We start from the raw sequence: 20297 nt of genomic DNA, 5'->3' as shown, positions 1-20297 counted from the left end.
AAGAGAGGTGAGCAGATGGCAGTTGTGAATATTACTGGAGCATTAGCAGGCAGCCAATTCGAACCTTCCATTGCAGTTAATACGTTGAACCCGAATATTATGTGCGTGGTAGCTGTGGATACCAGTACCGGAGCAACATTGACTGGATTCTATCGTTCCATTGATGGAGGGAGTACCTGGTCTACAACGATACTTCCTCAACCAGCAGGATATGCAGGAGCAGAAGCACCAACAATAGACTATACGTTTCCCAATACCTTTATCGTTACCGTTCACTTGTTTAACGGGATTAATGATGGGACGATTGCAAGTTACACCTCATTTGACGATGGACTAACGTGGCAGCCACCCGTTATCGTGCAGGCAGGTTTCGGTACCATTGTTCATAATGATGAGCCTTACATAGCGGTAGACCGTTCTCCTGGTAGCCCCTATCGAGGCAATGCTTATGTCGGATATACCCCACTTGCCACGACTTCTTCCGCTATATTTACACAACGGTCGGTCTCACAGGGGTTAACCTGGGAGCCACCTGACCGACAGTCGAATCCGAGAGGAATTCATGACCGGGCAGCGCTGGCTGTTGGATTCTCGGGTGAGGTCTATGCAGGCTACATCATAACAGGGCCTGCCAGCCCTTCTGCACTATTGCGTATTTCCTACGATGGGGGCATTACCTATCAACCTCCTCTGGATAGACAGGCGACATTCATCTCATCCGTTGTGCCAGCTCCTTCGCCGTTACCTGTACCGAATTACGCTTTTCGGGTACAGACCAATCTAAGTCTGGGAGCAGATATTTCCGTTGGACCTAACAGTGGAACCGTATATGCCGTATGGAATGATGCACGAGCTGGCTATACTGATGTATTACTCTGCGAATCTCCGGATGGTCTCCTGTGGTCAGACCCGATCAGTATTACAGGCGCTCCTCCAGGCACGCAGAACTTCTTTCCTTCCATAACCGTATCTCCGTTTGCCGGGACGATCAGGGTCATTTATTACAGCAACCGAATTGACGGGTTCCTTCTGGATGTTTTTGTGGCAGAATCGTTCGATGGCGGGGCGAGCTTCACCAATCGTCGAATCACAACCACATCTTTCAATCCCAATGGTAACTCTCCGATGCCAACGGTACTAATTGGGGACTACATCACTGCTGCAACGTATGCTCCAGATAATTTAGCAGCCGCGTGGATGGCCACAACACCACCCACGGGTAAGCTGGATGTTTACTTTGGAAACTAATTTATTTTAAATGAAACACCCCCATACCTTAGCCCTGTGTAAAAACAGGTTAAAAGTATGGGGGTGGACGTAGTCATTCTAATCCGAAACGATAAATCCGTCGAAACTCTCAGGGCCTACACGAACTGTTCCTAACAAGTTAGTACTGATAAATGCAGTGTACGTCAGTTGTGGCTGGATCGGTGGATTATAGTCATTGGCAGAGAAAACGATGACTTGGGGAACAAGGAGACCACTCAGACCGTATGTGAAGTTTGCAGAGTACACAATCGGATCGGTAGCCACTGTCCCTCTAACAATAGTGATTCTTACTTGAAACAAGGCTAGCGGTAATTGCACAGTAATAGTTCCTTTTAACGAAACCCTTGGATTGGGTCCGGCTCCAGCTGTCAGCAGACCAATCTGGCCGAATATTTGAGGCGTGTTGATCACCGGAATGGGTATGGAGATGGAATTGAACAAAGCAGCATTTTGTGATGATCTTGCATCAAGAAATTTCGTCATCGAATATACCTCCCATCTGTTCCAGATAGAATAATATATTCCTCATTCAGAGATTTGCATGGACGTTGGTGCAGCGCTTGAAATACTAAAGGCAAACCGACTGCCCAAGTAACTTGTCTCTTTGAGCCATACAACCCCACCCATTAATTCAGCGAGTTGTTTACATATGGACAGACCTAGCCCCGCTCCGCCATATTTTTTTGGGTTACCGTGAATTTGCGAATAAGACTTGAACAACAGATCTTGGCGATCTGGCTGGATGCCGATGCCAGTATCTCTAATCTCATAGGATACATGGAGTGTGCCTTCTGGATCAGCAGATATCTGAGTGGAGATGCATACTTCACCTTTTTCTGTAAATTTAAGCGCATTGCCCACGAGATTAATGAGGATCTGACGGACTTTGTGCTGATCGCCGACAAGCATCCGATGATCATTGATATTGTATTCTGCGTATAATCGGATTCCTTTTTTCTCTGCTTCTGAAGAAAATAACTGAAGTACGTGATCAACGGTGTCAGTCACACTATAGGGATTGATCTCCAAGGAGATCGCACAGGCTTCTGCTTTGGAGTAGTCCAGAATTTGATCCATCATAGATAGCAGGCTCGTGCCACTTGACTCAATGACATTAACATACAGTACTTGATCTTCATCAAGTTGGGTAGATTGCAATAGATTTGCCATGGCAAGAACACCATTCATCGGGGTACGGATTTCGTGGCTAAGGACGGCTAAGAGATTTTTCTTCTCTTCCAGCACTTTTGCAGCGGTTTCTTCCGCATGTTTTAACTGTTGCAACGTCGTTTCCATCTCAAGAAGACTTGTGAAGAATGAAGACAAGGAGAGAAGCAGATCCACGTCCTTTTGTTGATATTTATAGAAATTCTGATCAAATGAGCAGAGGGAGCCGTAAATTTCTCCGTTCTCATTATGTATGGGCACACCGACAAATGAACAACCGCCTACAAATTCCGTAGCGTCCATATGTCTGGTTAATGGATGAGTCAGATTATTATTGATCACCAATGGGCCTTGGGTATGTTCAGTCACAAGTGCACAGTATGACTCGGCGTTTTCAACGACTAATCCCTCACCCAGAATTAGTTTGTCGCGATTATATACGTTCAGAACTTTGGTGGAGAGATGATCCAACTGGGCGATACAAAACGTATTTGCAGGAATTAACCTGCTTGCCGTGTTCATGACATTAGCAGCTGCATCGTATAATTTATGTGAGACGATGGATAGTACATCAATGAATTCTGTTTTCAACATATTGATATGACTCCTCCTGATTGTAGAAATTCGTTGTGCACTGTATTCAGTATATATGAATTCGAAGATTAGAGCATGTATGGTTTTGACAGTGGAAGACGGAAATGAGAAAATATAATGCTGTAGAACATGAAAAATATATAAAGTGGTGGAGGCATCTGAATGAATCAGCGTTTTCGTATTACCCGGTCCATGCAAGATAGCAATGCGGAACAATCCATCTCCCTGGAAGAGTGCAAACTCTACTTCGAGTCCAAGCCCGATTTTACCTATTCACCGGTTCTTCACATTGTTGGAGCAGAAAGCACGATGTCCATCGATGGGGACTTTTTTATGTGGGAACTTGAGGGAACACAGATTGCTTTTCGTTTGTACATGGGGGATATCTATGTAGCTATATCTAACGAAGCTATTGTCCCCAAAATGATGGAGATTGCAACAGATCTACGTGCAGATATTGTTGAAGGATAAAAGAGGTTGAGAACTAGATTATGATACATGTAATCATGTTAGTCATAGTTCCACTTGGATAATCCTGTAAAAATGAGACTAAAGATTCATTTATATTCCATATGTTAGCTTGTAATATATGGAATATAAATCATTATACAGGAGGTTGAATCAAGTGAAAAAGACTAAATTATTACTTGTTGTATTCATGAGTATGATCCTTGCTTTATCGGTACCTGGGATAGGCTCCAGTTCACAGGCTTCCGCAGCTACGGCACGTACACCCATTGTATTGGTCCATGGACTGACTGGTTCAGATAGCAATTTTACAGCGATTGAGAGTTATTTGCGCAGTCAAGGGTGGACGAGAGATGAACTATTTGCAATTGATCTTCCTAGCAAACAAGGAAACCAACTATTGAACTCCGCAGCCATTAGCCGTTTTGTAGATGATGTACTGCAACAAACGGGTCACACGAAAGTTAACATCATAGCGCACAGCATGGGCGGAGCCAATAGTCTCTATTACATACTTAACCGTGGAGGCGCTTCCAAGGTGGATAAGTTGATCACCCTTGGCGGAGCCAATCGTTTAACCACATCTACAGCACCGAGTGGAGTGAAGGTGACTTCGATCTATTCCACCAGTGACACGATTGTGTCCCCGGCACTTTCCCGATTGAACGGGGCGAACAACATCTCTGTTTCCCTTGTATCCCATATCGGTCTGCTGTTTAATTCACGGGTGAACGCCTTAATTAAAACTGCATTGAATGAGTAGTTGAACATATACAAAGTGATTCTTTTATAATATACGGAATGACTGACTTGAACACGACTGACCTTTCATGGGTAGTCGTGTTTTTTGTATTACCGAAAATGGCTCGCTGAGGTAAGATTCAAAAATAGCTACATCCGTTCTATAATTAGAAAACAGAATGAAAATGGAACAAGCTAAAGGAGTCTGGATTCATGCAACTTCAAGCAAATGATCGAATTAAAGTTCACCCAGGCTTTTGGGCCGGATTACATCAATTGGGGATTGGTGCAGAAGACATCGCTCGCACAGCACAACTATCTCTTGAGACAATAAATAAACCTGTAGTGACTCAATCTCAGTACTATGCAATCTGGCAGGCTTATTCAGATCTCATTGGAGAAACTGCCGAAGGCATCATCAAACTTGCAACCGGATATGAGATATCGAAGTATCCTCCGCCTGTGCTGGCGATGTACCATGCTCGTGATTATCGTTATGCGTTGAATCGAATGGTCCGTTACAAGCAGATGTGTCCTCCCGAGAGTTTGCAGATTACCGAAGCAGGGGAGGAGTGTATCATTGAACTCGAATGGTTACATAAGGAGCTACCGGGTCCGCCATTACTGGTCGGTATTACGCTGGCATTTCTGCTTGAACTTGGACGAAGGGGCACGGGACAGCTATTAACTGCAAAAAGAGTTGAATTCTCGCAACCAATGGGTGACGCAGACAGCCTTGAAGCTTACTTCGGCTGCCGAGTCGATACAAATTCCGGCTATAATCGGCTGACGCTAGATCGAAAAGATCTAAGTCTTCCATTTCTCTCGTATAACGAGGAGTTACTGGAGATCCTGAGCCCGGCTCTGGATCGGTCGCTGGATGAACAGAAGAGCAGTCGGTCCGTTATTGAAGTGGTTAAATGGATTATGAAACGCAACCTCTCAGGAAAGCGCCTTGACATCCAGACGGTCGCCAAAGAGCTTCATATGAGTGACCGTACCCTACAGCGGCGACTGACGGAAGAGAACACAAATTTCAAGCAGTTATTAACCGAAGCCAGACGTGAGCAGGCCCGGGAGTACCTGGCAGATCCTTCGCTCGATATCAAAGAAGTAGCATTCCTGGTTGGATATGAAGACCAGAATTCGTTCTATCGTGCGTTCCGGACCTGGGAAGGAGATACACCTTCGAATTGGCGTGTCAGGCAATAACTCTGGCGCAAGGTGCTAGTTACTGAACCCTTCAGACCTCGTAATATTATACCTATCCGGTGCATGAAGCTGTTGGCAATTTTCAATAAGCCGCTGACGGATAGTTGTAATCAAGAAGGAGAATGCAGGATGGATATGGGAGTAAAAGAGAAAACAGCCTTAGTTACAGGATCAACAAAAGGAATCGGTAAAGCGATTGCCATGGAACTCGCCCGAGAAGGTGTTCATGTGCTGATTAATGGACGCAATGATGAAGAGGTGGAACGAACAGTTGGTGAAATCAAGTCCACTTTTCCAGACACCACTCCGCAAAAGGCAACGGCTGATCTTGTTGATCAGACGCAACGCCAAGCTTTATTTGAGAAATTTCCTGAAGTTGATATATTAATCAATAACATGGGCATATATGAGATCATGCGTTATGAAGACGTGAACGATGAAGTGTGGGAGAAATACTTCCGTACCAATGTTCTTGCTGCCAATGGTTTGTCTCAATTTTATTTACCTAGAATGATGAAGAACAATGACGGTCGTATTATTTTCATTGCAAGTGAAGAGGCCCTTATGCCCTCAGGCCAGATGCCCCAGTATTGCATGACCAAGTCCATGCTGCTGTCATTATCCAAAAGTCTGTCCAAACTGACAGCAGGCACTGACGTTACGATCAATACAATCATGCCAGGGCCAACCCTGTCTGAGAATGTGCGTGGGATCATTGACGATATCTACCCTGATTAGACGTTGACTTTTGAGGAAAAAGAGAAAGACTTTATGAAAAGCAATCTGCCTCAGTCTGAATTCCAGCGATTCATCAAGCCGAGTGAAATAGGCAGACTGGCAGCTTTTATATGTAGTCCGTATGCATCAGCTTTTAGAGGATCCCCGATCCGTATGGACGGAGGTATGGTGCCTACCATATTTTAAAAATGCTCAGGATACAGCATAAGTATTCTCAAGAAGTCGCCAAAATAGGCGACTTTTTTTATTCATAAACCTATGCGAGAAGCGTAAATCAAGTTTATAATACAGGTATGATTTGCCGAAAACGGTTTCTATGACTTGGAAGCGATTACTTATATCCATTAGATGAACTTAAAAGGGGCCAACATGATGATAGCTGCACTTAATCTGGAAGGTATCTGGAATTTTCAACTCGATGAACATAAGGTAGAACGGGGTCTGCATTTCTCAGACGTCATTACATTGCCCAATACCACATCTCATGCGTCCAAAGGCAAGAAAAACGAACAGGTGTTAATCGGCGCACTGACGGACGAGTATCTATTTGAAGGTTATGCCTGGTTTTCACGAGAGATTGAAATTCCTGAACATTTGGCTGGCAAACGTTGCTTCTTGCATCTGGAGCGAACACGAGTTACAACGCTTTGGATTGATGGGGTGGAATGGGGCACGCAAAACAGTCTGAACACACCTCACCGTTACGAGATGGAGGAAGGGCTAACCGCCGGGACTCACACCATTACCATTCGAGTAGACAATACCGATTATCCAACCAAAGGTGGGCACCTTACATCCGAAGACACACAGACGAATTGGAATGGGATCACCGGGAAGATGGAACTTCAGTTTTTTGAGCGTGTTTATCTGGATAATGTTCAAGTTTACCCGATTCTGTCGGCTCGATCTTTCGATATTAAGGCAGCGCTTGTGGGTGATCTGCAAGGAGTCCGAATCGTCGTATCCGCTGTTGCTGTCAGTGCAGATCCGGTGTTTACGACGGAGGAACAGATCTTCATTCCGGATTCGCCGGAGATCCAGCTGACGTACCAGATTGGCGAAGATGCCATGTTATGGAGTGATGATGAGCCTAATCTGTACCAACTTCACATTCATCTGCAAGACCAGAACGGGGAAGTACTGGACTCCACCGAAATATGGACAGGGCTACGGGAATTCCGGGCGGCTGGGGACAAATTCATGATCAATGGTAGCCAAACATTTCTTCGCGGCAAACATGACGGGCTGATCTTTCCGCTCACGGGATATGCGCCAACAGACGTGGATGAATGGGTTCGCATTCTTGGCATTTCCAAGTCCTACGGTATCAATCACTACCGTTTCCATACCTGTTGTCCTCCAGAGGCTGCTTTCATTGCGGCGGATCTGCTCGGCATCTACATGGAGCCTGAGCTTCCGTTCTGGGGAACCATTACGGACGAATCCTCGGATTCACACAATCAAGCCGAACAGGATTACTTGATTAGCGAGGGTTTCGCAATGCTACAAGCTTTTGGTAATCATCCTTCGTTTGTCATGATGTCCATGGGGAATGAGTTGTGGGGCAGCAAGGACAGATTGAATTCAATTCTGAAGGCATACAAAGCCTGTGATCCTCGGCATCTATATACCGAAGGTTCGAATAACTTTCAGTTCGTGCCGGACATTCTGGAGGAAAGTGAATTCTTCTGCGGGGTGCGTTTCTCCAAAGAACGGTTGTTCAGGGGATCTTATGCCATGTGTGATGCACCGCTTGGTCACGTACAGACCGACTTGCCAAATACGCTGAAAGATTACGATTCGAACATTGTACCGGACCAAGGCAGTGATGCTGGCCCTTCTAGTCAAACGGGGAACAAAGAGATTCAGATTCAGTATGGGACAGGTTCGAAAACGGTGCAGGCCGAAGCAGGAAGTGATCAACTCGTCTCACATGTACCAATCATCTCGCATGAAATTGGACAGTACGCTACGTTTCCCAATTTTGAGGAGATCAGTAAGTATACAGGCTCTCTCAAAGCCAAAAACTTCGAAGTGTTCAGAGAGCGTCTGGAAGTTAAAGGATTGGGACATCTGGCAGAAGCCTACTTCAGGGCCTCTGGTAAGCTTGCAGTCGCCTGTTACAAAGAAGAATTGGAAGCGGCTTTTCGTTCGCAGCAACTAGCGGGTTTCCAACTGCTGGATCTCCAAGATTTCAGTGGTCAGGGAACAGCGCTGGTAGGTGTACTGGACGCATTCATGGATTCCAAAGGCATGATTACACCTGAAGAGTGGAGAACGTTCTGTTCGGATGCGGTGCTGCTCGCGAGATTCCCCAAATATAATTATCAAGCTGGTGAATTATTCGAAGCACGTATTGAACTAAGTTACTTCCGGAGACAAGTGTTGGATGGACTTCAACTGAAGTGGGAGCTACTAAGCGAGCAGCAACAAAACGGCATACTTGTAGAAGGGAAAGCTGACCTACCCGCGTTCAATGGAGAACATTATGTGAGTATCACGGATCTCAGCATTCGCATTCCTGAAGTCTCTAATATGACCAAAGTGGAGCTTAGACTGTCTATTCCGGGCACGGATATCCGTAAGTCTTACGACCTGTGGATTTACCCGAGTCAACAGGAAGTGGACATGAGCGGTTTGAATCTCTTTACCGAGCTATCGGACCAAGCGTTGGCGCTACTTGAACAAGGCGAGGATATTTTACTTTTCCCGAATCCCAATCAGCTTGAACACGCGATCCAAGGTTTCTATAGTACCGATTTCTGGTCTTACCCTATGTTCCGATCAATATCGGAGAATATGAAAAGAGAAATACCTGTAGGCACAATGGGCTTGTTGATTCAACAGGACCACCCGGCCTTTGAACATTTTGTCACAGAAGAACATTCCACTTATCCCTGGTGGAGCATCGTTTCAGAGTCGTCATCGATCATTTTGGATGAGCTGAGTCAAGATCTGCAACCAATCGTACAGACCATTGATAATTTTGAACGGAACCATAAACTTGGATTGTTGATGGAGTGTCGGGTACGTAATGGGAGAGTGCTGATGGGAGCCCTGAATCTGGAGAGCCTAATGACAACGCTAGAGGGAAGACAGTTGTTATACAGCTTCCAACGTTATGTACAAAGTCCGGCTTATCAGCCAGCTACCCGTCTGGAAGTCGACGAATTACGCCAGTTGTTTATTTAAGACTGGTGAAGAAGCTGCAGCAGGTTCCTTATTCTTAAATATTTATTTTTTGAATATGCGCTTATAAGACTCTTCCATTCGTGGAGGGGTCTTTGACATTCTCTATTCTCTTACAGTTTAGGGTTAGAATATTGCATTTCATCCCAATTCGACTCCGAAACCTATGGTAAAATAGTATATTCGAGAGTGAAATTCAGAGTCGATGTTGATGAAAGGCGGATGTCCCTCCATGTTTAATATTGCAATCTGTGATGATGAGGAGCAGCAACGAGAACGTGTGAAAACAATGCTGGTCTCCTTGTCACTAAAAACCAATTTTGATTTTCAAATTAGCTTATTCACCTCTGGCGAACAACTGCTCTCACACTACAGAGAGGTTGGGGATACATTTCATATTCTTATCATGGATGTGGAGATGGGCGGGATGAACGGGATTCAGACCGCCAAAGAGATCAGGAACATGAAGTTTCTGGATGTACAGATTATGTTCCTAACCAGTTATCCGGAATACATGGTGGAGAGCTTCGATGTCATCACCTTTCAATATCTGATCAAGCCGATCCAGCCGCACGTTTTCGAGGAAAAGATGATCAAGCTGTGTCAGTATTTTCAGGCATTGGACAAAAAGTATGTATTAATCAAGTCAGATTATGATGAGCTGTTGCTGAAATATGATGATATTCTCTGGATTGAGGTTGTCAAAAGTGTAACGATTAAGAACAAGTTGAATTTTGTGACACAGGAACATGTACTTGAGACCAAAGGCATTTTATCCAGTTACGCTACCGGTTTGAAAGATCATGGTTTTTTGCAGATTCATCGCTCGATTATCATTAATCTGATGCATGTGCAGAAGTTTTCCGGTACTCAAGTCGTTATGCTAAATGGGACGGAGCTGCCCATAGGCCGATCCAAGGTCAAGGAAGTTAAGGATGCTTACACTAAATTTATGATTATGAGGATTCAATGATATGGATACCTATATGATTTTTTCCATCATCTTCGTGACCTTGCTCATGGCGTTTCAGGCGAATTTTTATTTTGATTCTGTGTTGGGCAAGTCCAAGCGGAAGCCAAAAAGAGCGATCTATTTCATGGTATATATTGTGCTGGATTATTTTTATCTGTCAACTTCCTTCTCCGACATCGTTTCGACAGCGATTGCCCTGTTATTAATCTTCAGTCTGGCACAATCCTATGAAGTGGAGTTTAAAATCAAGCTTGTCTTTACCATCCTGTATGGGGTTTTGATTACAATGGCGAATACGATAGCCGTCTATATTCTTGGCGTTTTGGAATCGACAGGAGACTTCATCTCATGGGAACAATTCAATGGTGAAAACCACTGGATTCTCTCCAAAGTGATGCTGGTTGGTTGCAGTATCATGTTTATTGTTATTCAAATTGTGCGTCTAGTTGCCAAGCGCAGAGGTTTTGCTGTGCATTATCGTTATTATTTGTTGTTTCTCATTGTGCCGATCATTACGATCTATCAGATCAATGTGGCCTCCATCTATAGTGAAAAAAACATATTCTACGTGTTTTCTGTGCTGGGCTCTCTTTTTCTCAACGTGTTTATTGTTTATGTATTCGATAATATGGTGGAAAAGGTACAGCTCATACATGAAAATAGCCAGTTACAGCGTCAAATGGACTACCAGGATGCCAACTATGAGAAGACCGTTCACAGTTTCAAAAACATTAAATCCATCATTCATGATATCAATCAGCAATTTCTGTATATCGATGAATGTATCAAACGTAATGAATTAGCGGCGGCAGGTGACCATATCCAGTCTACATTAAATACCATTGAAGGTGCATATCAACGGGTGAATTCTGGCAATCTGGTGATTGATGCTCTCGTTACGAATACCCTGGCTATGGGGCAGGCAAATGGAATCAAAATCGACACCAAAATTCAGCTCCACTCGCAACATGTCCAGATTGATCGATATGATCTGTGTGTGGTGCTTGGTAATATGCTCGATAACGCCATAGAGGCCTCCAAGAAGGTTAGACAGGCGGAGGATCGATATGTCCTCATTGCCATTCACTCCACACCATCTGCACTCTTCATCCAGATTATGAATCATGTAGAGCAACCGATAGTTGATTTGAAAAGTGAGAAGCCCAATCCGGAGTACCATGGAATTGGTCTAACCAATATATCGAGAATATGTGAGAAATATGGCGGACATATGAGTATTGAGCATCAGCATCGGAAGTTTAATAACATGGTCGTGCTTCCGTTTCACACCGACACTCCCTGAACCTACCGTTCGGGGATTGTTTTTTTCCATTCAGGGTTCGTTCACGCCAGATAAGTCTTTTCTCAGATATGATGAATTCATTCATAAGAATATTTGAGGGAGGCCATAAAGATGAAAAAATTAATCAGTCTTTTATGTACAGCAGTGCTTGTAATCACTCCAATGGCAGGTGTCAGTGCAGAGGCGAATATCAGTGGGACGGTCGAGGTACGGGCGGAGCAAATCGCCAAGGAGATGGTACAAAATTATGGTGTCACCAGTGTACAATATGCGATCAGGGATGAAGGAAAGCTCATTTTATCAGATAGCGTGGGAATGCACGACAAGGCAACAGAGAAGCCGATAGACAAGGATAGCATGTATGGTATAGGATCGGTTAGCAAAATGGTTGTTACGGCAGCTGCCATGAAGCTGGTTGATTCCGGTAAAATAGATCTGGATGAGCCGCTTACTTCGTACATTAAGGACTTTAAGATGGCAGATGCGCGCTATACTCAAATTACACCGCGTATGTTAATGAACCATTCATCCGGTCTTTACGGCACACATTATGGAAATAGCATGTTGTTTGACGATAATGACAGTCGCAATCATGATGAACTGTTGCACAAGCTTCAATCCGAAAAGCTAAAATCCAAGCCTGGAGCCTTCTCTGTCTATGCAAATGATGGTTTTCAGTTGCTGGAGCTTATGGTGGAACGGGTGAGTGGGCTAAGCTACAGCGAATATATCGCCAAGTTCATCAGCGAGCCACTGAATCTGAAATCAACCAAGACACCACTGGATTCCTTTGACAGAGACCAGTTATCCGAAACGTATTGGCCTACACTTGAAATGAAGATGCCTGCCGAAAATGCGAATATTATCGGTACAGGCGGAGTGTACTCCACAGCAGAGGAATTGAGCGAATTCGGAGAGGTTTTGATGGGGAACAGACCGGATATTCTGTCCGAATCTGCTGTGAAGGCCATGCAATCTCATGAATATCGTAAAGGCATCTGGGTATCGGATGAACAAAATACGATCAATTATGGCCTGGGTTGGGATGCGGTTGACCTTGCACCGTTCAGCGATTATGGGGTTACCGCACTTGCCAAAGGTGGAGATACCATGATGTATCATGCCGTGTTAATCACGATACCGGAACATGATATTTCAATGGCGGTTTTATCATCCGGCGGATCTTCCGTTTACAATCAGATGTTTGCCAGTAAAGTGCTACTGGAAGTTCTGGAGGATCAGGGCATCATCGATGATGTTCAGCCTGATCAGACATTCTTACCACCTGTGAAAGTGAAGATGCCAACGGAGTTAAATACGTACTCAGGTCTGTATGGTACTGTAGGTGAAACACTGGATATAACAATCAAGGATGGTGAATTCAAACTCCCTGCCTTGCTAGGAGGCATTATCCCGGAGCAGAACTATGTGTACACAGGCGATGAACATTTTACGAGTACGGATGGCAGTGTGAAGGTCAGCTTTGTGAAAGAAACGAATGACAAGGTATATGTTAAAGTTCAGAGTGTGATAACGTTACCCGGTGTGGGCCAAACGATAATGAACACATACGATTATCAGAAGCTGGATCATCATGCGCTGGACGCAACAACAAAGGAGAAATGGGCAGCTCGTAACGGCGCCAAATATTACGCTCTGGATGAAAAAATAACATCAATCTTCTATCTGCTTCCAACGATGCTGATCAAGAACCTGTCCGTTGATGCGGAAAATGGTTACGCTAATGGCACACAGATTATAGATCCGAACAACGCAGAGAATGTTGCCCAGATTCCTGTTATGAACGGAAGAGACACGTTCGATCTGCAATTTTACACGAAAAATGGCGCCGAGATTTTAATCCAGGATGGGCAGGAATACGTTGCAGAGGATGCGATTACTCCTATCTTTGGTGGAAAAAAAGGAATTACGACTATCCCGGCAAACGGTCAAGCCCGGTGGTATGCCATCGATGCCCGATCGGCGAACAAATCCATCACTGTGAATTCTCCCAACACCGGAGGTTACGCAGTATATAATGATAAAGGAGAAATGGTTGATTTCTCGATAGCAACCAATCAGGAATCGACGAAGCTTCCGAAAAGTGGTTTTATCGTTTTTGGTGGTGACGCCGGTGATGTATTCCAGATTGAATTAAAGTAAAGCAGGGACCTTGTTGCAAAGGCACGTTCCCAACGTGTCACATAAATAATGTCGTATTCAGAAAGTCGCCCTAAGGCGGCTTTTTTATTTTTTTAGAATAATTTAACAAGCGGGTAACTTTTCCGTCTCACTGCTCGTTATATTTTATGTAGTTATATATCAGGCTCATTTATCACAGGAGGAATCACTTTCTATGATCAATCGACATAAACGTCACACAATGAAGCATTACAAAAGAAGTGCAGGCAGACCCATCATTGCTGGTCTTACTGCCGGAATGCTGATGGTTCATGGAGTCATCGGCGTACTGCCATCTCAGGCACATGCTGAAGCATCGGATGTATCCATCCGCAACTGGTATTCGTATCAGCGAATCACTGTACCTGAACTGAAACCTACTTGGACAGCAAATGTAGATAACTATTTGAATATGAACGAGACGTACATCGGAGCTAGTGCCATTGCAGAAGAAGGCAAAGTATTCACGTTTGCTGGATCGAAGTTGGTGGCACTTGATGCGACAACAGGTAAACGGTTATGGACTTACGGCAAAGATCTGACACCTTATATCACCTATCAAAGCGGTGTCCTTTACGGACTGACCAGTGATCATAAGCCTTATGCCTTGAATGCAAAAACAGGCAAAGCACAATGGCAATCTGTCACATCCACCTGGATTGATACGGTTCAACGTACAGAAGTGTTGGTGCCAACAATGGATACGCTCTACGTGATTAAAGGAAGTACAACGTTTGCACTGGATATCAAGTCAGGCAAATTGCGTTGGTCGGCAGATGAACCATTAGGGGAAGGTCATGGTACTGAGTATCTGGAAGAATCTAATGGTGTGGTGCTGAGAACCTTTCTTGTTCAAGGAGCACTTACATCCACTCAGCTTAATGCATATGACAAGAAAACGGGCAAGAAGTTATGGGGTCATTTTGGACAAGGGGAAGCTATTCAGATCAAAGACGGTCTTGTATACTCAGCAGACTACTATTCTCCAATGTTGGAAAGTGACGAGTCTTCACCTGAACGCAAATGGAAAGTTAATGCGTATAACCTGAAGACAGGTGTGTTAAAAGGAAGTCAGGAGTACACTTGGAAAATCCCGGGTGACCCACCGTATGTAAGTGGGTATGGAGGAATTTTTGCCAATAAAGATAAACTATACATTCTGCAAGGGGATAAAATAGCGGAGTATTCGTTGACCTCAACTAAATCGGATCCCACGCCACTTCGAACTTTTCAGCGCCCTCATGGAGAAAATATGGTGTGGGTTGGCATTACACAGGAAAGATTGATCTTCAATAACGCCAACACGGGAGAGCTCACAGGCATTAAGCTGGCTAATGGTCAGGAGGTGCAGTGGCATGGTGATGCCCCCGTTTCTCAGATTGATGTTTATGGTAAAGGCATGTATCGAGCGCAACGTAACGGCACCCTGCTTGCCCTCAACATGATGACGGGTCAGCCTGCTTTTCGAGTCTCCACCGGGGGAGACCTGCACAACACAACCTTGAAGACAAACGGAATGATTATCATTCAAGCCGAAGGCAAACTTCTCGGGGTTAAGCTACCAGCATCGCTGAAATAATTGATTCAGAATGAAAATTAAGGGAGAAGACCGAATCACGGGCATAACTTGCTCATAATCCGGTCTTTCTTATTTTTGCGCATAAAAAACTGCAAAGTCCAAGTATTTATACATGCAATCTGCCACACGAAACCCCGCTTCCTCCAACCATACGAATTGATCCTCCAGCTTGCCATTGATATCCACCTTACGTCTCTCGATCGAAGCCGAGATGGCTTCCTCAGACAAACCACTTTGATGAATTGCTTCTAACCAACGCTGGCGGTAATAGGAGTCTGTATCGGGGGTTCTTCCCTGAACCTGATCTGCGTTGATGAAGCGACCACCTGGTTCTAACAGCTTATGTACAGTATCAAACACCTTTTTCTTGTCAGCGTGGGTCAGATGGTGAATAGACAGGGAGGAAATAATCATATCGTAGGAACTGGTGAAGTTATACTTTGAGTAATCCCCAACCAAGTACTCTACTTGTGTAGCATCAGCGAACCTTTGACGTGCCCCTTCGAGCATATGATCACTGATGTCGATCAGGGTTAATCGTGCATTGGGATACTTTTGCAGGACTAATCCGGAGAGAAGCCCCGTTCCTGCACCCAGATCAAGAATACGTGGCGAATCGAGCGGGCTTACCATTAGATCCAGAGCCATGCCATAAAAATCATCAAAACAGGGAATAAGTTGCTTTCGCTGCACATCATAATCTTGGGCTACCTTATCAAACAACTGCTTTACTGAGAATTCCATGTGCTTACCACTCCTTAAAGTTTTCTTCATAGTTTACAAAGTGAAAAGCCTCAAGGGAAATATCGATTATGGATAAGTTCATAGGCTTGAGCTATGGGTTCTAAGTCAAAAAGTCGCCAACTGGCGGCTTTTATTAAATTGAACGGAGACGTTAAGACGAATGGTTCGCTGTATTTGACCTAGAGTGTACTCTAAGGTGTAGACTTGCATTAGATAGAAACTATTTCAAAGGAGACGGATAAGATGACACAAGAAGATATCTTTAAAACCTTACAACATAAAATCGGCTCAGGGTTCGATCATCGGAGTACAACAGAGGACGTATTAAGTAATATTGATCTGACAGGACAACTTGCTATTGTAACAGGTGGTTATTCGGGATTGGGGCTCGAGACGACACGCGCACTTGTACAAGCAGGAGCCAGAGTGGTGGTTACGGCACGCCGACCAGCTGCTGCCCAAGAAGCTCTATCCGGACTGTCCGGTGTGGAAATTGACGAACTAGATCTCGCGGATCTCTCAAGTGTTCGTGCCTTTGCCGAGCGGTTTGTGGCGAGTGATCGCAACATCGACATGTTAATTCTCAATGCGGGCATCATGGCTTGTCCGGAGACGCGTGTTGGTCCTGGATGGGAAGCTCAATTTGCAACCAATCACCTAGGCCACTTTGCATTGACTAATCTGTTATGGCCAGCACTTGCAAATCAGGGTGGCGCACGTGTTGTTTCCTTGGCATCAGCGGGACATCATTTCTCACCGATTCGTTGGGATGACATCCAGTTTGAGCATGATTATGAGAAATTCCCTGCCTATGGACAGTCCAAAACAGCAACCATTTTATTCAGCGTTGAGCTGGACAGACGTGGTGCTGAACAGGGAGTGCGTGCGTTCTCGGTTCATCCAGGTGGAATTATGACGCCGTTGCAGCGTCATATGCCTAAAGATGAGATGATCGCATTGGGCTGGATTGATGAATCTGGACAAGTGGCCAATCCTGCATTCAAAACACTTGAACAGGGGGCGGCAACGCAAGTCTGGGCAGCAACTTCTCCTCAGCTTGAGGGCAAAGGCGGTGTCTACTGCGAGGATTGTGACATCAGTGAAATGGCTCCAGAGGATGGAGGTTTCTATGGGGTGAAGGAATATGCGATTGATTCTGAGCAAGCTCTTCGTCTATGGAAACTGTCCGTAGAGCTGACGGATACGGATATCCCAACCACGTAAACCCTTGATTTGCACAACAATTAAATTGAGATACACACTAAACGCTACTGAAGTTGTCCGTAGCGTTTTTTTATATTTTTGCTCATACGAATTGAGAAAGTAACATCCCTCATGGTTAGGTGAATATCATATATCAGAATAGAGGGAAGAAAGGATACATTATACGGCTCAGTGAAGTGAAATAACTGTGATGGATTGTAATGTGAGTGCTTTTCCATTTAAAATAGAGGAATCATGTTCTTTTTGAGAACGCAGGGAGAGAAAATCATGAATATTTTTGAGCAACACATACCTTTGGAAAAAGTGAAATTTAATGAACCGCTAAAAAATCACACGTTTATTAAAATTGGTGGTAAAGCAGATATCCTCATCCATCCAACAACGATAGACGAAATCACTAAAATCGTAGAGATTGCCAACATACATCAATTGCCGCTGACGGTTATTGGCAAAGGCTCCAACGTTATCATCAAAGATGGAGGCATCCGTGGTGTAACCATTTCCCTTAGTCATTTCGATCAAATTAAATTGAGTGAGGACAGCATGATTGCCCAAAGTGGTGTTGATATCATTGATGTATCCAGACTTGCTTTGGAGCATAGCTTGACTGGTTTGGAGTTTGCTTGCGGTATTCCCGGCAGCACGGGGGGCGCACTTTACATGAATGCGGGTGCTTATGGCGGTCAGATCGCCGATGTTGTTGAACGAGCGACTGTGATCACCAAAGACGGTGCAGTGTTGGAGATCCCGCGAGAAGAGATGAAGTTTGGATATCGAAATAGTCTCTTCAAGATGGATCACTATATCATACTGGAGGCCGAGTTCGGACTCAAAAAAGGAAACAAGGAAGATATTGCAAGCAAAATGAAGGAATTAACGTTCCTGAGAGAATCCAAGCAGCCGCTTGAATTCCCCTCTTGTGGAAGTGTATTTAAACGACCCGAAGGACATTTTGCCGGTAAACTGATTCAGGATTGTAACTTGCAGGGCACTCGCATCGGAGGGGCAGAGATCTCCATGAAACATGCGGGTTTTATCGTAAATGTGGATCACGCTACTGCCCAGGATTACTTGGATCTGATTCAATTTATTCAGAAGAAAGTCTATGATACGTTCCAGGTTGAATTGGAAACCGAAGTGATTTTCCTGGGAGAATAATTTTCGATGAAATACTTGAGAGGTCGCCGCTGGCGGCCTTTTTTTGATTGTGGACTTGGTACGGATTTAAATATCAGTATGCTAATTATGGTAATATTAGAATGATTTTGTTTAATATCTTATCGTTCTCATAAGGAGTGTGTATTGATATGTTCAAGCGTAAAAGAAGAATATTACTAATCACGACAATGGTGATTCTGTTGTCGCTCTTGTCAGTTGTTACGTATATGTATATGAATGAACGAGCTGGCGGACTAGCTGATCGACGGATATCCAAAGTTTGGGGATTGAATGAAACGATACATATTCCTATAGGAAGCACTCCTGAGGGCGCAGTTCAGGAATTTAGAGGGGAGTTCTATACCGCTCAATTCATTCATCAGGAGGCTGTAGATGGAGGTATGATCTTGTTTTCACAAAAAAAGGATCGGGAAAACAACAGTAATCTTCAGATGGAGTATACCCGCAAGAATATTTTTGGATGGAAATGGGTATGGGGTGGAGGTTATTCCATCAGTGAGGGCCTACACACCAATTCTGCTTTGAATTATATGAGTATACCGAAATTGGAAAAAGTCTCAGCCCCGTTTCCAATGTTATTTGGTCACATCATAGATCCAACTATTAAAAGTGTAACTATTGAAACTAAAGAAAATAGAGCGCCAGTCACATTCGATGCGAAGCTGGTTAAGGCAGGTGAGAACCAACAAATCTGGTACGTATTCCTGCCTTCAACAGCGACTCCCCCTTATACGATCAAAGCATATGACGAGAAGCGGAACCTTCTAAGCAATGAGGATATTGAAGAGTCAGATGGGTATGGCTCATTACTTGTCGGAGAATAGCCTCACATTAGAGTAATTAGATGGGTTTTGGATCATCTGTTGTTCGATTGGCTTTCACATATTTGAGCTGCGCAACGATAATAACGCTGATGATGACCAGCAGGAACCACGAACTGATTTTGCTAAAGCTAACCAGTTGCCAGGCATCATGCTGATCGGGATACTTCCAGCCATTGAAGAAGGTAGCGATATTCTCAGCAGCCCAGATGAAGAAACCGACAATGATAAAAGCGAGCGATAACGGCATTCGATAGGTCGTTGCTCGTACCCGGTAGATAATCCACGTTTTCCAGAAGACAATAAATACAAGCGCCGTCAGCCACCAACGAAAATCGGGAATAAAATGATGGGTGAAAAAGTTGACATAAATGGCGGCTCCGAGCAGAACAGAAGGTAATAAACCAGGCCAGCCCGTCATGTCCATTCGCAGTCTTCGCCACACCTGGCACATAAAGCTGGCTACACTCGCATACATGAATCCGCTGTATAGAGGGACACCAAGGATTTTGGTGTACGCCGGCTCAGGGTACGACCATGATCCCATCCATACTTTGTAGATTTCCAGTGCCAGGCCAATGATGTGGAATACACAGATGACCTTGATTTCATCCCGGGTTTCCAAGCCGCTTCGATACATCAGGTACTGCACAACAAGCAATACCAGAAGGATCGCATCATATCGATAAAGGAAAGGAATTGGGATTACGCTGGAGAGGGCTAATGTTCCAAAGATCGCTACAGGAAATATGCAACTCATCGCTTGATGATAGCCGAAATGAAGTAGCTGTATTAGAGGTTTCATTTCACGTATAACTCCTTTCCATACATGTTGGAGCAAAATTCATTCAAGGTTTAAGGGTGTTCATCCTAGGCGTTTTTTGCCTACACTCCATAATATAGATTTGATTCCAG

General features: G+C 44.4%; 16 protein-coding genes and 1 pseudogene. 13 read left to right on the top strand and 4 right to left on the bottom strand.

What is annotated here, in order from left to right:
* Positions 1–15: 15 nt before the first annotated feature.
* Positions 16–1248: a sialidase family protein gene (locus MHH93_RS03905; protein WP_500052883.1), complete on the top strand. Its 1233-nt coding sequence runs from the start codon at positions 16–18 to the stop codon at positions 1246–1248.
* Positions 1249–1326: 78 nt separating this feature from the next.
* Here the strand turns inward: MHH93_RS03905 and MHH93_RS03900 are convergent, their stop codons facing one another.
* Both MHH93_RS03900 and MHH93_RS03895 read right to left on the bottom strand, forming a co-directional pair.
* Positions 1327–1752, bottom strand: a complete 426-nt coding sequence (locus tag MHH93_RS03900; RefSeq protein ID WP_500052882.1) for a hypothetical protein — start codon at positions 1750–1752, stop codon at positions 1327–1329.
* Between the two features lie 42 nt (positions 1753–1794).
* Entirely contained in the window at positions 1795–3030 is a 1236-nt protein-coding gene (locus tag MHH93_RS03895) for a GAF domain-containing protein (protein WP_500052881.1), read from the bottom strand.
* Positions 3031–3192: 162 nt separating this feature from the next.
* On the opposite strand from MHH93_RS03895, the gene MHH93_RS03890 reads away from it, so the two are divergent.
* From MHH93_RS03890 to MHH93_RS03850, 9 genes and pseudogenes are all read left to right on the top strand, one after another.
* Positions 3193–3501, top strand: a complete 309-nt coding sequence (locus MHH93_RS03890; RefSeq protein ID WP_500052880.1) for a hypothetical protein — start codon at positions 3193–3195, stop codon at positions 3499–3501.
* A gap of 154 nt (positions 3502–3655) precedes the next feature.
* Entirely contained in the window at positions 3656–4261 is a 606-nt protein-coding gene (locus tag MHH93_RS03885) for an esterase/lipase family protein (RefSeq protein WP_500052879.1), read from the top strand.
* A gap of 191 nt (positions 4262–4452) precedes the next feature.
* Positions 4453–5451 carry a helix-turn-helix transcriptional regulator gene (locus tag MHH93_RS03880; protein ID WP_500052878.1) on the top strand — a complete coding sequence of 333 codons (999 nt, stop codon included), beginning with the start codon at positions 4453–4455 and terminating at the stop codon, positions 5449–5451.
* Positions 5452–5580: 129 nt separating this feature from the next.
* Positions 5581–6375, top strand: a pseudogene (locus tag MHH93_RS03875) (SDR family NAD(P)-dependent oxidoreductase).
* A gap of 183 nt (positions 6376–6558) precedes the next feature.
* On the top strand, positions 6559–9381 hold the full coding sequence (locus MHH93_RS03870; protein ID WP_500052877.1) for a DUF8487 domain-containing protein: 2823 nt from the start codon (positions 6559–6561) through the stop codon (positions 9379–9381).
* Positions 9382–9610: 229 nt separating this feature from the next.
* Positions 9611–10351, top strand: a complete 741-nt coding sequence (locus MHH93_RS03865) for a LytR/AlgR family response regulator transcription factor (RefSeq protein ID WP_500052876.1) — start codon at positions 9611–9613, stop codon at positions 10349–10351.
* A 1-nt stretch (position 10352) separates the two neighbouring features.
* Positions 10353–11654, top strand: coding sequence for a GHKL domain-containing protein (locus MHH93_RS03860; RefSeq protein ID WP_500052875.1), 1302 nt, complete (start codon positions 10353–10355; stop codon positions 11652–11654).
* 111 nt (positions 11655–11765) lie between these two features.
* Positions 11766–13817: a serine hydrolase domain-containing protein gene (locus MHH93_RS03855; protein ID WP_500052874.1), complete on the top strand. Its 2052-nt coding sequence runs from the start codon at positions 11766–11768 to the stop codon at positions 13815–13817.
* Positions 13818–14010: 193 nt separating this feature from the next.
* A complete protein-coding gene (locus MHH93_RS03850) occupies positions 14011–15414 on the top strand; it encodes an outer membrane protein assembly factor BamB family protein (protein WP_500052873.1) in 1404 nt (467 codons plus the stop codon).
* A 69-nt stretch (positions 15415–15483) separates the two neighbouring features.
* On the opposite strand, the gene MHH93_RS03845 is transcribed toward MHH93_RS03850, so the two are convergent.
* Positions 15484–16158, bottom strand: a complete 675-nt coding sequence (locus MHH93_RS03845; protein WP_500052872.1) for a class I SAM-dependent methyltransferase — start codon at positions 16156–16158, stop codon at positions 15484–15486.
* A 243-nt stretch (positions 16159–16401) separates the two neighbouring features.
* Between MHH93_RS03845 and MHH93_RS03840 the strand changes: the two genes are divergently transcribed.
* From MHH93_RS03840 to MHH93_RS03830, 3 genes are all read left to right on the top strand, one after another.
* On the top strand, positions 16402–17382 hold the full coding sequence (locus MHH93_RS03840) for an SDR family NAD(P)-dependent oxidoreductase (RefSeq protein ID WP_500052871.1): 981 nt from the start codon (positions 16402–16404) through the stop codon (positions 17380–17382).
* A gap of 267 nt (positions 17383–17649) precedes the next feature.
* Positions 17650–18540 carry a UDP-N-acetylmuramate dehydrogenase gene (gene murB / locus MHH93_RS03835; RefSeq protein ID WP_500052870.1) on the top strand — a complete coding sequence of 297 codons (891 nt, stop codon included), beginning with the start codon at positions 17650–17652 and terminating at the stop codon, positions 18538–18540.
* A 149-nt stretch (positions 18541–18689) separates the two neighbouring features.
* Positions 18690–19385, top strand: coding sequence for a hypothetical protein (locus MHH93_RS03830; RefSeq protein ID WP_500052869.1), 696 nt, complete (start codon positions 18690–18692; stop codon positions 19383–19385).
* Between the two features lie 16 nt (positions 19386–19401).
* Here MHH93_RS03830 and MHH93_RS03825 read toward each other — a convergent pair whose 3' ends face one another.
* Positions 19402–20187 (bottom strand): DUF817 domain-containing protein, encoded by a 786-nt coding sequence (locus MHH93_RS03825; RefSeq protein WP_500052868.1) that lies wholly within the window; start codon positions 20185–20187, stop codon positions 19402–19404.
* Positions 20188–20297 lie beyond the last annotated feature (110 nt).

The organism is Priestia sp. FSL H7-0729, from assembly GCF_038005685.1.
Lineage (GTDB): Bacteria > Bacillota > Bacilli > Paenibacillales > Paenibacillaceae > Paenibacillus.
The sequence above is the reverse complement of the archived record's forward strand: the minus strand, read 5'-3'. Positions and strand labels throughout refer to the sequence as shown.

Excerpts from the sequence above, each read along its gene's own strand:
- MHH93_RS03840 (WP_500052871.1), top strand. The coding sequence starts at position 16,402 with ATGACACAAGAAGATATCTTTAAAACCTTACAACATAAAATCGGCTCA.
- MHH93_RS03905 (WP_500052883.1), top strand. The coding sequence starts at position 16 with ATGGCAGTTGTGAATATTACTGGAGCATTAGCAGGCAGCCAATTCGAA.
- MHH93_RS03895 (WP_500052881.1), bottom strand. The coding sequence starts at position 3,030 with ATGTTGAAAACAGAATTCATTGATGTACTATCCATCGTCTCACATAAA.
- MHH93_RS03890 (WP_500052880.1), top strand. The coding sequence starts at position 3,193 with ATGAATCAGCGTTTTCGTATTACCCGGTCCATGCAAGATAGCAATGCG.
- MHH93_RS03860 (WP_500052875.1), top strand. The coding sequence starts at position 10,353 with ATGGATACCTATATGATTTTTTCCATCATCTTCGTGACCTTGCTCATG.
- MHH93_RS03900 (WP_500052882.1), bottom strand. The coding sequence starts at position 1,752 with ATGACGAAATTTCTTGATGCAAGATCATCACAAAATGCTGCTTTGTTC.
- MHH93_RS03830 (WP_500052869.1), top strand. The coding sequence starts at position 18,690 with ATGTTCAAGCGTAAAAGAAGAATATTACTAATCACGACAATGGTGATT.
- MHH93_RS03855 (WP_500052874.1), top strand. The coding sequence starts at position 11,766 with ATGAAAAAATTAATCAGTCTTTTATGTACAGCAGTGCTTGTAATCACT.
- MHH93_RS03865 (WP_500052876.1), top strand. The coding sequence starts at position 9,611 with ATGTTTAATATTGCAATCTGTGATGATGAGGAGCAGCAACGAGAACGT.
- MHH93_RS03845 (WP_500052872.1), bottom strand. The coding sequence starts at position 16,158 with ATGGAATTCTCAGTAAAGCAGTTGTTTGATAAGGTAGCCCAAGATTAT.
- MHH93_RS03825 (WP_500052868.1), bottom strand. The coding sequence starts at position 20,187 with ATGAAACCTCTAATACAGCTACTTCATTTCGGCTATCATCAAGCGATG.
- MHH93_RS03870 (WP_500052877.1), top strand. The coding sequence starts at position 6,559 with ATGATGATAGCTGCACTTAATCTGGAAGGTATCTGGAATTTTCAACTC.
- MHH93_RS03850 (WP_500052873.1), top strand. The coding sequence starts at position 14,011 with ATGATCAATCGACATAAACGTCACACAATGAAGCATTACAAAAGAAGT.
- murB (WP_500052870.1), top strand. The coding sequence starts at position 17,650 with ATGAATATTTTTGAGCAACACATACCTTTGGAAAAAGTGAAATTTAAT.
- MHH93_RS03880 (WP_500052878.1), top strand. The coding sequence starts at position 4,453 with ATGCAACTTCAAGCAAATGATCGAATTAAAGTTCACCCAGGCTTTTGG.